The sequence below is a fragment of the Halalkalicoccus sp. CG83 genome, from assembly GCF_037081715.1.
GTDB lineage: Archaea > Halobacteriota > Halobacteria > Halobacteriales > Halalkalicoccaceae > Halalkalicoccus > Halalkalicoccus ordinarius.
On the sequence record NZ_JAZDDH010000001.1, the window covers coordinates 763351 to 777166 of the forward strand.

A 13816-nucleotide genomic window follows, 5' to 3' on the forward strand; every position below is an offset into this window, starting at 1 on the left:
GATTATTTCGTCATTGTTGATCCCGCAACTCTTGTAAGGATCTTTTCTACCCTGTCTGCTGCTTCCGTCCAGGAATGCTTCTCTGCCCAGGTCCTACCGTTAGTCCCCATTTTTTGGATATCGTCTGGTGAATCCAGAAGTATTGAGATCGATCTGGAAAATTCACTGATATCTGACGCATCTGAAAGGATACCGGTTTCGTTATGACGGATCGACTCCTGCAAACCGCCAATGTCTGCACCTACCGCAGGGGTTCCACAGGCGTTTGCCTCAATAACTACCATTCCCCATCCTTCTACTCGACTTGGCACTACTAGTAGCCATGCGTCTTCTAAGAGTGCAATTTTCTTTTCTTCTGAAACAAAGCCGTGAAATACGGCCGATTGTGTATTATTACAGTACTGTTTTACAACGTCACTTTTATCGCCTTCTCGTCCAGCAATATTTAGCTGAACCTGCTCATTGCGTAGTTGTTCTACCGTTTCATGTATTGCTGGTAGTCGGTCTGCTCCTTTGTACCCGTCTAAGCCGCCTAGATAGAGCAATTTTGGCTCGCTACTAGTATTTTGAAGCGGTTTGTAATCGAACTTATCAATATTTATCCCATTTCTAACTATTTCTATATTTGAGGGATCATGACCATAGGCTCTCAGTACTTCGGCAGTGCTATTACTTACACAGATCGTTGTAGAACCTTTTTCGAGGTATATTCCAATCCTATACGCTAAATATCCCAAATAGTTGAAGGGAAATGAGTGGGTCTCAAAGATAGAATCTAGAGCAATATGATGATATATTGCTACCGTTGGATGCGGAGTGAGAAGCAGCCAAGGCAACGGTGAATGACTGTAGTAAACCACATCTACGTTTCTTGTGAACTGATAATAGTGAAAATAGGCGGTTACCACAAAATACGCTAGTAGTGTATCTAGCGGTTGCGGAAGTGAAAAGCCGGACCCAATTCGACGCATCTGCATTCCATCAACAGTTGTTTCCTTCTTGCAACCAGGATATCCACTGGTGAGTACTGTGATATTGTGGCCACGACCAGCAAGACGAGAAAATAGCTCATACATATTTTTCTCTGCACCACCTGATCGCGGGTGCTCCCAGCCACGCTTATTTAGTACTAAGACATCCATATCAAATTCTCCGTAAGCTCTCATATATACTGATATATTGTTTAGAAATACGATCAGTAGTATACTCTTTTACTTTTTCTTGGCCTGCTTCGCTCATTGTATGAAGTGTTTGTGGATTAGATATTGTTGACTCGATCGTCTGAGCCAACGCTGCATCGGAAAACGGATCATAAAATTTCGCTATTCCATCAAGTACACTTCTCGAGCTCGGATTCCGAGAGCAAATTATTGGTGTTCCAGATGCCATCGCTTCTAACCAGGTCCGGGAAAACGGCTCTGTGTAGGTAGACGTATGAATGAGTAATCCAGCTGATTTATAAACTTCTGGTAAAGCGTCATACGGACAGTACTCTAAACTTACTCCTTCTAATCCCACTTCCTTGATTAACTTCTTAAGATCCTTTTTCATTGGCCCATCCCCGTACATCTCTAAGCTCCATTCATTTTTCAATTCCGGGGGAAGGTGAGAATACGCGCGTATCACCCTATCTGGTGACTTAGTGTCTCTGAACCGTCCTATAAAAACAATCTTTTTTTCGTTTTTTGGTTCTACATCAAACTTATTGTCTAGAATATTTCCTACTACCGACATTTTTCTAGCATCATATCCACTTCTTTCTACTACTTTTTTCATACCCTCTGTCTGAACTGTATAATGGTCTGCTTGCTTAGCTAATGGCTTTCCTACGATCTCGACTCCTAATCTGGTGAGACCTTTCCATCCTCTTAATCGGGCATATCGAAGTGCCGTGTACAAATTGTATTCTGGTAACCCCTCCCGAAGATGCTGTTCGGGATTGATGTTTACCCACATGTAGTTATTGAATGTTGCCAGCACTGGTGACTCTGCTCGGAGAACACAAGCGGGAAGATGCCGGACATTGTATACATGAACGATATCATATTTAGACATGTTGGGCAAGTGAGTATGAGTTCCTACATTTTCTGCGAGTGCCTTAGGGATTGGATAGGCATCGCCACCCGGAAGCTGATATACTTGATTATCTTGATTAGTTATTGACCGTTTATTGCCTGTTACAGCAAAGACATCTGTTTCTATTCCTTGCTTTCGAATAGAATTAACGATTAATTTACTACTCCGTCCAGCTCCACCGGGGCTCACCGGTGGATATCCAGACGTAATAAATGCTACTCTCATTTATTTGAATGTTCGGGGATTCTGTTATTCATATCCAGTATTTCTAGCTGGTCTTGAGTCATTATAGATGTGGTTGTGTCTGTTATTTTGCCTTCTCGCGTATCAGGGTACGCGGAAAGGAGACGGGCCGTTGTTTCTTCGCTTTCCCACAAAATCCGCCACCCTCTCTATTTACCTTCGATGTTAATATCATGTTACTCTTCGAAACTGGTAGCATAGTTTAAACTTGAAACTAGGACTTAATCAGACTATTGTTCTCCGTTCACAACCCTCACTCTTCTGAATGTACCGTTGGTGAGTTGGATGATTAAAGCCCGTATTTGACCAACCGCTTTAGCAGTTTGAGGTCCTTTCCGATCTTGGATTCTACGTCTTCAAGAAGAGCGAGATCTGCAGGCTCCACACTGTGCGTGAGAATCAAAACAATCGGCTGAATCAGAGTGAAACAGATCCCGAGGACAGCTAATCCGATGAGGCTGAGTGCAGGGGTAATCAGGACTGAAGCAAGCATCCCTAATAGGAGAACTGTAGCGACATACTTCACAATATTTAATGAGAAAGGTGTTGCGCCTACAAGTCGGTAAATGCAGATCAGTTCAGCAGTATTATAGACAATGTAACCTGTAACCGTCGCTAAAGCTGCCCCAGTAATTCCATACACTGGTATGAGAAGAATATTAAGAGTGAAGTTCGCAAGCATCCCAAGAATTGCTGCATATAGTTCAATTCGAGGCCGGTTGATTGCCTTCACCATATCACCGTCTAGTCCACTTAGAGCACGCGACAAAAGACCTAAAACTAGAATACTCAATACCGGTGCTGCAGGGAGATATTCTCTGCCAAAGAATACCCGGACTATATCAGTTGAAAAGAACCCAAAGACAATAAGCGGGGGGAGAGTGATTATAAGGACCCACTTCGTCGAAACCGTAAACAACTCATCGAGTTCAGTTATATTCCTGTCTGCGTAATGTTCTGTGGCTAACGGAAGAAAGAGGAATGTAAATGAACCAAGTGCGAACGTTGCCACCTGTTTAAGGGGTTGCACGGATCGATAGAAACCAACACTTTCTGACTCTAGAAAATACCCAATCATGAGGATATCAAGATTGCTCAATAGTAAGAAGACACTCGACCCGACTGCAAGAGGCCATGAAAACGACCACAATTTGCGAAGCGTTTCGGCGTCAGGAAGTGCAGTTACAAGTTGTTGAGTTTCTACGCTTTTCTTGATGAAGTATAGTGCTACAAGCGTTGAGATCAGTGGATAACCGATCCAATATACTACTGGCCCGTAATAGGTTTCGCCAAGCAGTATGAATCCCCCTAGGCATATAATTGCGGTTAATCTACCAGAGAACTCATTAGAAATCACCACAGGAAGAGTTCGTTGTTGTCCTCGAAGCGTCCCTTTGGAAACTTGCCACAGGGGATACACAAACAGATATGGGAGAAACAGCAATAGTGTCGTCGAGAGATGATCCTCTCCCATGATACTGCTTAGTTGCCATCGCAAGAGATAGATACCGAGGATACTAACGATACTTGAGACAAGAAGAATACTATATCCTGTCCAGACAATTCGAATACGCTGTGTACTAGAAGACGTCGCAGAGAACTGTCTAGTCACCCCCTCATGAATCCCAACGAGGGTAAGTGTTGCGAGCGAAGACACCACTGTGTAAGCGAGTGCGAGCTGTCCGTAGACCGAGGGCTCTAATGAACGAACGATTATAACCTCTCCAACAAAACCCAGTCCTCTCCCAAATATCGTTGCGAGGAGAATAAGTAGCGCACTTCCAGCTAACTTTGAGAGAGCAGATTGATCACTCATCCTATAGCCCTCATGGAATGGAATTGACCAAGCAATATAAACGTCTCACAATAAGTTGCCCCTTAAGAGGGGAAATATTGGTAATAATTGAAAGAGATAAATAAAGTGTAGATTTTGGGTAGAAGGTGCGAACCAAACGGAACTGTAGATAACTGTTCGTTGCTTCTTTGTGAAGTACGAAAAGGAAGAGCCGGAGTAGCCTGTTGCTCCACTGAAAGCAGCGGTGCCACTAGTCAACGGATGTATGGTCTTTCTGTGCACCGCGCGTACTCAGAGGGTAATGAGCATGTTCACAGATGAATCTCAGGGTAGTATCGAAAAATAACGATCATGACAGGGTTCCGCTCGCTCATCGATACTCTAGACCCTTGTTTAGACTACCCTGAATGATTTGCGGATGAGATCAGATGTAGCCCAAATCTGCAAGTCTCTGTTGGGTCCTCTCGTCAGCTAGTATCTCCCCGGTTTCCTGTTGTGAAATTGGCACGTCACGTTCCTCTAATTCGTCTCGAAGTACCTCGACTTGATCCGGATATTCATTGCTACACTCGTCGATCTCTTGAGAATCCTGAGAGAGGTTATAGAGCTCAACACTGCCGTCAGAGGCTTCAATGAGTTTCCATTCAGTAGTCTGAATTGCTCGGTAGGTTCTATCGAGAGGGCGATCAGATTGAATTTCAGCCCCAACACGCTTGCGAAGGGAGTCGATTGAGGGTTGAGGTGCGAGATATTCTGAAATCGCAACTTCCCGGTCGCTATCGATAAGGCTGTTTCGCGAGATTCCGGCGTGATCAGGCGGCTCAATGCCGGCGATATCTAAAATAGTCGGAAAGAGGTCTCTCGTGGAGACGAGATCCAGGACAGGGTCCGTATCAAACTCTGAACCAGATATAATGAGTGGTACTTGTACAAGTGTCTGGTAGAGACAGTATTGATGGTCCATTAAACCATAGTCGCCAATATTCTCCCCATGGTCGGCGACAACGATGATTGTCGTTTCATCCCGGATGCTCTGTGATTCGAGCTCATCAATGAGGGCACCGATCTGCTCGTCCACGAATACAAGGGTCGCTTTGTAGAGCGCTCTGAGTGCGTCAAACTCTCGATCGGAATATTTGACATCACCCGCGATATATCGCCATGGTTCTTGTTTAATACTCATCGCCTCGTCGTAGTGGATATCGGACGGCAAGAACTGCTCTGTGAGGTGCTCTGGTGGGCGATACTCCAAATGAGGTTCTAAATAACTCAGGAAATAAAAGAAGGGTTTGTCGTCTGTTCCGTGCTGTCGAATCCAGGCCCGCGTGCGGCGGGTCGTGTTGGGTCCCCCCTTGTGTTGTTTTCGAAGCTGATACTTGCTATATATCCCGTTGACAAGTGTCGGGAATGCTGTCTTCATACCAACACTTTCGGCGAACTTCTCAACCCTTTCGCGGAATGAGCCGGCTTTTACAGTGGATGAGAGATCCGCCCCACTCCATAGCCGATCATATTTCATCGAAAACTGTTCAAATCCTCTCTCAAAACCAAAGTGAGGACTGATCCAGATATTGCCCGATAGTGCTGCTGTTCGATATCCGCCATCACGAAGTAATTCAGCTATAGTCGGAGTAGTAGGATCGAATCGTTTATTGCCAGCATGAGCACCATGGTCACTTGCCAGACGGCCAGTAAAGATATTCGCGTGTGAGGGTAATGACCACGGACTTGGGCTAATTGCCCGCTTATATTGACATCCCGAACCAATTAATGATTGAACATTAGGGAGGTGCCCAGAATCAAGCAACTGATAGAAAATATCGGCCCGAGCGGTATCGGCCACGATGAGTAGAATATTATCTGCCATACCACAGCAATGGTTTGGGGTGTGAAAACAATTACGCTGACATCATCTACTTGTGGCTCAGTTCGGAAGACCCGTTCGGAACCGGCATTGACATCTCATCACAGTATCTTCGGGTTGGTACATGCTGAGGATATTGAGAGTAACACCAGTCATGATCTCACTGGCAATAATATAGCGTAGAGTGTCGTAATCTTGATATTGGTCGCTGAGAACAAGTAATTATGCGTGTTGGGAAGATATGTGCGATTATTCTTTGTGTGTTATTCTCGGGGGGAGTCCTTGGGTATCATCAGACCGGGACATTCTGGCCTGCGCTTCCGATCTTTGGCGCTGTTGGTGCAGTGGCGATTCTGTTCGCTGTCGTTCATCAGAGAGGTCCGACAGTGGTAACCACATTAGGTTTGGTGATCGGGCTCGGAGCCGCCTATCGTGTCGGGCACTTCAGTCTTGCACCTAGCCTGATCAGCATTGATCCACAGGCACAGGCCGTCCAGGTCCAATGGATTGTTGAAACTGCAACGATTGACAACATGCCGAATGGATTTTACTCAGTAGCTGCCCTATTTAACATCCTTACCGCAACAGCAGCGATTCTCATGGATCTGAGGGCGGACCATGCTCTTGTTGTCTATCCCCTCCTCGTTAGTATTACGGTGCCGATGCTTGCTATTGCTATCGGGTGGCGATCCTATACAGACGTCTCCGCAGAATCGGTCAAGGTTATGGCCCTGCTTACGGCAGTTGGGGCAGCCTCGCTCCATTTTGGGATGGCCCCGATCACACAAGTCATTTCGCTTCCCTTGCTTGGTATCAGTGTCTGGTCGTTACTCTGTTACCTTCGTACAGATGATTTCCGCTTCTTTGTCACGCTTGGTGGGTGTGTCCTTGCGCTAACGTTTGCTCATAAATTACCAGTCTTCGTCCTCACACTCATCTTGGCGACAGCTACTGTCGGATCATATGTACTGCGCGTTAGTAACATTTACCAACGTCGCATCCGCCGACTTACTGCCTTGGTTGGAGCCACACTGGCTGTCCAATGGGCAGTACTTACTGCCTTTGCCGGAAAGGTTGTCGGACTCGGGGGCGGGTTAATTGTATCAATACTAAGGGGAGAGTTTGGACTGGAATCATCAACAGAGTCATCCCACGCCGTTTCGGCAGTTGATTCCACAGTAGTTAGCGTTATTCATAATCTCCACCTACTATTATTCGTTGCCGCAGCACTCGCTGGAGTTGCATTGCTCATTCGTGAGATTCGGCAGCAGACTCTCCCTGGGATGGCGGTATTGCTGTCAGCCGTTTTAGTTCTTGGTTGGTTGACAGGTATGGGAGCTATGACACCACTGGTCGGAGGAAGTAGCCGACCGTTATTATATGGGGAGTTGTACTTCGCTATTGGCATTGCGCTATGGCTTGGTCGATATCTCCACCAATCCAGTCAAACGAATTCGCTGGGATGGCGAAGTGTTGCGGCGCTCGGGATTCTCGTGGTTGTGGTTGTCGCACAGTTCGGTGCGGTTACAGCGAACCCTGATTATCCCGATACTCCTCGGATGTACCTCAATAACGAAGAAATCGCAACTCAGGAGTTTGAGAGAGCGTATATCAACGAGCCAGTATCCGCCGACCGATATTATGCTGATTTCGTTGCTGACCCCCGCGTTCCAGTGGAAAATGACAATCGTATTGCGATGGAGACAGTCGCCCAACCGTGGCATCCAGGCGTCCTTGAGGAGGAGTTGGGTAATGCAACGCTGATTGATAAGGAGCCGCCATATGTCACCTACCGAGATATTGAGGTCTACCGGCTACAGGGCGGAAGTTGGGCCATCCTTACCTGGGATCCACAAGAGGCACTTGAGGCAAATTACCACCAAGTATACGATAGTGGTGAAACTGAGACATATAGACACGAGAATTAATGGCGTATGATATAACTGTATTCTGGGACGATACCGTAAACGAGGTTCATCAGGAAGACTCTGACGTCTAGGTCAAATGACTGCTCGTGGACACGGCCAGCATGGATTTCGTCAGACGACCGGAGGAGTTCGATGTCATCGTCGCCTTAAACCTCGTGAGATTCTCACTGATCTCGGCGCAGGTATTGGGAGACATATGGTCTCGCTCCATCATCAAACATTGACTCGACTCAAACCTACTCATCAATGCTTGAACTGGTACACGGGAGTGTCTTCGCCATTATAGGAAAGGGGTGTCGTCGGCGAACTAGGCGACACGTTCGCGTACTCGCCTTCTGCCCTTCGGCTCCACCGTAATCCTGATGACCGAGAAGAATCGCATTCCGCCCATTGACATGTCGTAGTGAGCGGCGAAGTACTCTGCGTAGCGTTCCTAGGCGAGCTTTGAGTCCTCGTACATTGTGTTTGAGGACAGTGTGGCGAGGTGAAGATGACGTCTACATCGATCAGGAGATCGGTCTTCAGATCCATCTACTAATGTTAAAAATTAGGTGATGCGCGTATCCTTTGCCGCAGTTGCATAATTTGGAGCTTGATAATCCTGTCTACGCCATTCTCTGGTTAGCCATTAACACGTTGCTGGTGCGTTTTTAACGTAGAGTGCCATATCGCTGATGGAGGAAGTATCCTCTAATCTCGTATTACGAATTATCGCTGGTTTATGGTCTTTGCTGTCCTCAACTTTGATGATATCAGATAGATCTTCATCTTCTATTCGTCTCCTATTCTATTGATCAACACTAATCAGAAAACATCTTCTGTGCCTGTTCCAAGTGTTCAGGCTTATTTATTTCAAATCTTTTATTCTCATCGACGAACACTGGACGAGATGGCAATTGTTCGAAAATAACTGGAAACCAGTAGTCCAGGTTGCCTTTCAGAATCTCTATTGCGTCAGCTATATGTGCTTCATTCAGTATGAATACTCCTATTTCTTGATGGCCTTCAATCGCCCCGTATTTATCAATTACACCATTATCGTTGATTTGTACTGCGGTCATCTCATCTTGGAGACCCTCTACAATCCCCACTGAATTTGCCCCTATCCCTTTATGCGATCCCAAGAATTTATTAACAATCTGATCGATAGTGGACTGAGTGAATATAACATCACCACAAATCAACATTATATCGTCATGACTTCCTTGCAGCGCCTTCATCGCAGTGTAAGCATTCTCATGATTCTCCCAATCATCGATTACTATGAACTCGACATTCGCAGTTAGTTGTGAGGGTATATTGAACGTATCTTTTGGATTAGTGCCGTCTGTAAAGCCGTGTCCAATTGCAATAGTAATCTTGTCACAATATAAGTCAATTTTTGATAGTTGATGCTGATAAATAGTCTCTTCACCTATCTCTAAGAAAAGCTTCGGCCTATTTGAGGTCTTATCCCCCATCCTACTTCCTTCGCCTGCTCCTAAGATGATAGCTTCCATATAATTTCCGAAGTCCATAGCAAGATATATAACTAACGGAATTTTGAGCTCGTTAAACTCATTTATTTATCCCTGCTTTAGTAATATTTTCTATGACTATATGTCTAACATCTGCTTTATAGAACATCCCATAATATGTGAAGAATATTTCAGTTTCAGAAAAACATATATCATAGAAATTGAAAATTGTGAGTAGATGGAGACGAAATTACTAGCCGACTTAAAAAAGTTAATAGAGAAAGTTTCGATCTACGATCCCTTCATCGTTTTATTATCATTTATTTCTCCAAGAATACCACATCTTTGGACCTTTGAATCAGCTAAAGGTGAACGATTTGATGGGAACAGCAAATATCTGTATCTACACTGTGAAAATAAAGAGAACATACGCAATATCTGGATTTCTTCAACCGACTCTATTGTAGCAAGACTGCGTGAACGCGGCTTTGAGGCCTATAATGCTAGTAGTCTAAAGGGGAGATATTATCTACTACGATCCGGCGCTTCTTTTAGCACTCATGGGCCAAACTTTTGGAGATATCTCTTCCGATCAAATTTAGTATTTCTACACCATGGGATACCATTAAAAACAATGAATGAGGATGACCCAGACGAATCATCTTCTCTTATTCATAGATATGGTGATCTAGTCTGGCGCAGGTTATTTCTAACAACAAGCATGGGAAAACCGTTCGAATTATTTAAAAGTGCATTTCGGCTTACCAAGTCTCATGCAATAGTCGGTCGCTATCCGAGAACAGATCCGTTTTTTAAAACTGTCAATGGCCAAGATATAGAAATCAACTCCGAATTTTTACAAGAAGTGAAAGAAGTCCACCAGTCGAAAAAAACGATTTTCTACACGCCTACATTTCGAAAGAATCGGAAAGGAGAGATCAATGCTGTAGATCACTTTTTGGAAAATCGTAGCCTTCAAGAACTCAATGACGGTTTGAGTGAGTCTGATGCTCATCTTTATATCTCGCTCCATCCAATGAGAGCTACTCAATCTGTCTCAGATTCATACAGTAATATTTCGACTCTTAAAACTGGGGGTGATATATACCCATATTTACGATTTTGCGATTTAATGATCACTGATTATTCTTCAATATTTTATGATTATCTACTTCTGAACAGGCCAATCGTCTTTTTCGCCCCGGACGCTGAAGAGTATGAAGAAACACATGGAATGTACTTTGATTATCATCAGCATGTTCCCGGTCCTGTGGTTGAAACCATTCCTGCACTCATCGCGGAGATCACCAAGAAAAGAGTGGCAGATGAATATCAAGATATCCGAGAAGAGATGAGAGAAGAATATTATACAAATAGTGAACTAATACCCTCGGAAGAAACTTATCAGAGTATAAGAAACAAGCTTGACATATGAACTTAAGATCACTAAAGCTGTCCGTATTCTAATAAATTTAAAAAAAAAATACCTTTCTCGAAATCGATTTTCTGGTTCCCTGCCGGCCGGCTTGTTGATCTTCGAGTAGTCCACACAGGTGTTGTGGACGTATACCGACTCAGGAATTAGGTTATCGATGTAGTCAGGGGAGATAGCAGAAGTTGAGGAAAAACCACGGTATCGCAACTACCGTTGCACGGCTGCTCAACCGTGTTGACGAACCCCTCGACGGTGACGCGTGCGCCTTTCGTAGGATCGCCCTCGTGTATCGCGTACGAGGATAGTGTGACAAGGTGAAAGACGACGTTACATCGGTGGCAGGTCACTCCTGAGAACATTTTTTGTGAATTTAACTCCAGTATTCAGATTCTCTGCTATTCCAAGATAGTCATCAGCGATGACATGACTTCGTTATCCTCCACGGGGTGATTGGCGAAATTGGAGCCGATAAACCGGCACCACCCGTGACGAGAACACCTTTCCCATTCCTACAGACTCAATGTTTAAGACCGAGAAAGAATACTGCAAACCTAATGATTTATTAAAATAATTATAATTACAAGATTCTATATAGCTATGGAGCGAATTCAGATACGAATCCATGAGGAATGAAAGCGCAACAACTGAGTGGGATGCCATCAAACGCCGTGGGATACTCGGTGGGATCGCCGGAGGGTTCATTACAATAGTCGGCAGTACCCCAGGAAAGGCACATGACAAAGACGATCACGACGGCGGCCCGCCACATCGAATCGAGATCGTAGACGACCCATACGAGGAAATCGACTGGGACGGCGTCGAATATCACAAGAGCGAGTTCCACAATCACAGTCACCGGTTCCGTGATTCGTCGCGCGATCACGACGGGCCGTCGGCCGTCGCCGAACTATACCAAGGCTCAGGGACGGACCGCGATAACGGCAACACGCTTCCCGACGGCGAGGAATACACGATCTTTGCCACTGCGGATAAGGGGTATGACCCAATGGCATGGCCGTGGACCGACTACGAATCGATCGACTACTCTGACGCGCCGGGCGGGTACCGGGATCCAATTAATCTCGACCCTGCGTCAATGGGTGTTGTCTCGTTCCCTGGCGCAGAAATAGCCGGTAGCGACGAACACGTCTCATCTATTTTTAGCACGTTCTCTCATGGAAGAGGCTATCAGGCGACGAGACATGAAAAGATCGAAGACGTTATTGAGAACGAAACGGGTGACCATGTCCCGTCGGAGAACGGCGGTATCGTGGTCATGGGCCATCCGTTCCGGTATTATGACGACCCGGACGCGGACTGGGATCGATACGTACCGGACTTCGATCGGTGGTCGAACGAGGATGGATTAGTCGGATTAGAAGTACTCAATAAGGAGAGCTCTCCCTCCCGTGGCGGGAACCTTCAGGACATTACGTTATGGGATAACCTCCTCTCGCATTACGCCCCCGAACGGCCAATGTGGGCGACTGGCGTCGATGACCCGGGCCTTTACGGATTCAATGTCGGTGATTATGTCGACACGCGGTGGACAACGATCCTCTTGAATAGTGGGGAGTTCGATCTGTCGGACCAACACGGGACGCGTATCTCGGCAGCGGATGCATTTATCAATGGCCAATTATTCGCCCACGAACGCCCGCCGTGGGACGCGGATTCGGAGGATCCACCCACAGTTCCACACGTAATATCGATCGACATCAACCACAACGCGGGGATGATCACGATCGCCGCAGAGCACGCTGACACGATTGAATGGGTGAGTGAGGGCGACGTGGTGGAGACGGGGTCGAGGATAAAGCTCCGGGAGGCACATGAACCGTACGTTCGGGCGCAACTGTCCAATGACGCCGGTGGGTTGACTCTCACGCAACCCTGGTCACTTGTGGCCAACCATCCACGGCAGAGCGGACAGGGGCGTGGCCGAGGAGGCGGACAGGAACGTGGTAAGGGAAACCGACAGGATTAGCGGCTTCAGCCATCTCCACCCATCACTGTTCTTTGTACCGGGCTTGCTGAAGACGACACCACCTTGTAATTTGGTTCCATAGTCAGAACCTTCCGATTCTCAAACCGTGGTTTTGTCGAAGTGGAACTCGAAAATAGCGTGGGCGATTTGTTCATAGCTGTGTTTGACGGCTCATAAATGACCATTCGTCGAAGAGAACATCGTAGCGTGCTATGGATAGCCGTCTGAACGGGGTCCAGTTTCCGTTCTCGGTCTAGGTGGATTATGGGCTCCTAATTTTTGGAGTCAACATCGCTTTCGATCGCACTAGTGAAATGGCAGCCCGTAGAGTGGTACGGGACAGGGCTATGGGGTAACTCATTCGGTTGTAGGTAGCAGCTGGCTATTCTCTATTTTCACTACAGCCGAACAGTGACCATCTCTGATCCGTACGCTCCCATTGTTGTTCAGTACGCTGAATAAACCCACCAAACTCCTTCCTGGGAGTCAATTTCTGGCTCTCAGACCGCCTTCTCATGAACTTTCAAGTTAATCTACGCGACGGTCTTTGAAATCCATTCCTCACCTTTATCCGAAATTTCATACAATCCCGTTTCTTTGTGGTGGTAGCGCACTAAATTATAGACCCGTAGCCATTTCAGACGTTCTCCAATATAATTCTCGTGTTTGTCGATCTGATCAGCTAATGATCCTCTCGTTTCTCGCCCTTTAGCGAGCAGCGTAAGGATTTCTCTGTCAGTATCGTTAAGATCGGAAGGGGTATTCATTTAGCCATTATTCAACTGCGTCTGGTTTCATCCTTGTGTACTCTATCTACTTACTAGGACACACTTAATAGAAGTGTTCGAAAGGAACACTTGTACCACAAAGTTTTATAGAGCATCCCTCCTACTATGAGCTGTAAAGCGCGGTATCGCCAGTAAGTAGAACTGGCCCGGTGGTGTCACACCGGACCGCGCTTCCCCGATCAGGAGAAGCAATGAGTCCTAGCAACCCACCATCAAAAAACAGTATCGCTCCAGCAGCCACTG

At 46.1% G+C, this 13816-nt stretch carries 8 protein-coding genes and 2 pseudogenes; 3 read left to right on the forward strand and 7 right to left on the reverse strand.

The window, feature by feature from the left end:
• Positions 1 to 2 precede the first annotated feature (2 nt).
• The 4 genes from V0Z78_RS03840 to V0Z78_RS03855 form a co-directional block, all read right to left on the reverse strand.
• The gene (locus V0Z78_RS03840; protein ID WP_336343301.1) at positions 3 to 1142 is read right to left on the reverse strand and encodes a glycosyltransferase family 4 protein; all 1140 of its coding nucleotides are present in this window, start codon (positions 1140 to 1142) and stop codon (positions 3 to 5) included.
• 1 nt (position 1143) lies between these two features.
• Positions 1144 to 2301 (reverse strand): glycosyltransferase family 4 protein, encoded by a 1158-nt coding sequence (locus V0Z78_RS03845; protein WP_336343302.1) that lies wholly within the window; start codon positions 2299 to 2301, stop codon positions 1144 to 1146.
• A 307-nt stretch (positions 2302 to 2608) separates the two neighbouring features.
• On the reverse strand, positions 2609 to 4135 hold the full coding sequence (locus V0Z78_RS03850; RefSeq protein WP_336343303.1) for a flippase: 1527 nt from the start codon (positions 4133 to 4135) through the stop codon (positions 2609 to 2611).
• 403 nt (positions 4136 to 4538) lie between these two features.
• A complete protein-coding gene (locus V0Z78_RS03855) occupies positions 4539 to 5981 on the reverse strand; it encodes a sulfatase (RefSeq protein WP_336343304.1) in 1443 nt (480 codons plus the stop codon).
• A gap of 221 nt (positions 5982 to 6202) precedes the next feature.
• On the opposite strand from V0Z78_RS03855, the gene V0Z78_RS03860 reads away from it, so the two are divergent.
• The gene (locus V0Z78_RS03860) at positions 6203 to 7906 is read left to right on the forward strand and encodes a hypothetical protein (RefSeq protein ID WP_336343305.1); all 1704 of its coding nucleotides are present in this window, start codon (positions 6203 to 6205) and stop codon (positions 7904 to 7906) included.
• A 315-nt stretch (positions 7907 to 8221) separates the two neighbouring features.
• Here the strand turns inward: V0Z78_RS03860 and V0Z78_RS18965 are convergent.
• Positions 8222 to 8372 (reverse strand): annotated as a pseudogene (locus tag V0Z78_RS18965) (NAD-dependent epimerase/dehydratase family protein); the annotation flags it as partial.
• Positions 8373 to 8706: 334 nt separating this feature from the next.
• Positions 8707 to 9405 carry an NTP transferase domain-containing protein gene (locus V0Z78_RS03865; RefSeq protein WP_336343306.1) on the reverse strand — a complete coding sequence of 233 codons (699 nt, stop codon included), beginning with the start codon at positions 9403 to 9405 and terminating at the stop codon, positions 8707 to 8709.
• Between the two features lie 196 nt (positions 9406 to 9601).
• Here V0Z78_RS03865 and V0Z78_RS03870 point away from each other — a divergent pair, with 196 nt between their 5' ends.
• Positions 9602 to 10798 carry a CDP-glycerol glycerophosphotransferase family protein gene (locus V0Z78_RS03870; RefSeq protein ID WP_336343307.1) on the forward strand — a complete coding sequence of 399 codons (1197 nt, stop codon included), beginning with the start codon at positions 9602 to 9604 and terminating at the stop codon, positions 10796 to 10798.
• A 188-nt stretch (positions 10799 to 10986) separates the two neighbouring features.
• Here V0Z78_RS03870 and V0Z78_RS18970 read toward each other — a convergent pair.
• Positions 10987 to 11306, reverse strand: a pseudogene (locus V0Z78_RS18970) (NAD-dependent epimerase/dehydratase family protein); the annotation flags it as partial.
• A 114-nt stretch (positions 11307 to 11420) separates the two neighbouring features.
• Here V0Z78_RS18970 and V0Z78_RS03875 point away from each other — a divergent pair.
• Complete coding sequence (locus V0Z78_RS03875; protein ID WP_336343308.1) at positions 11421 to 12785, forward strand: hypothetical protein; 1365 nt, start codon at positions 11421 to 11423, stop codon at positions 12783 to 12785.
• Positions 12786 to 13816: the final 1031 nt, after the last annotated feature.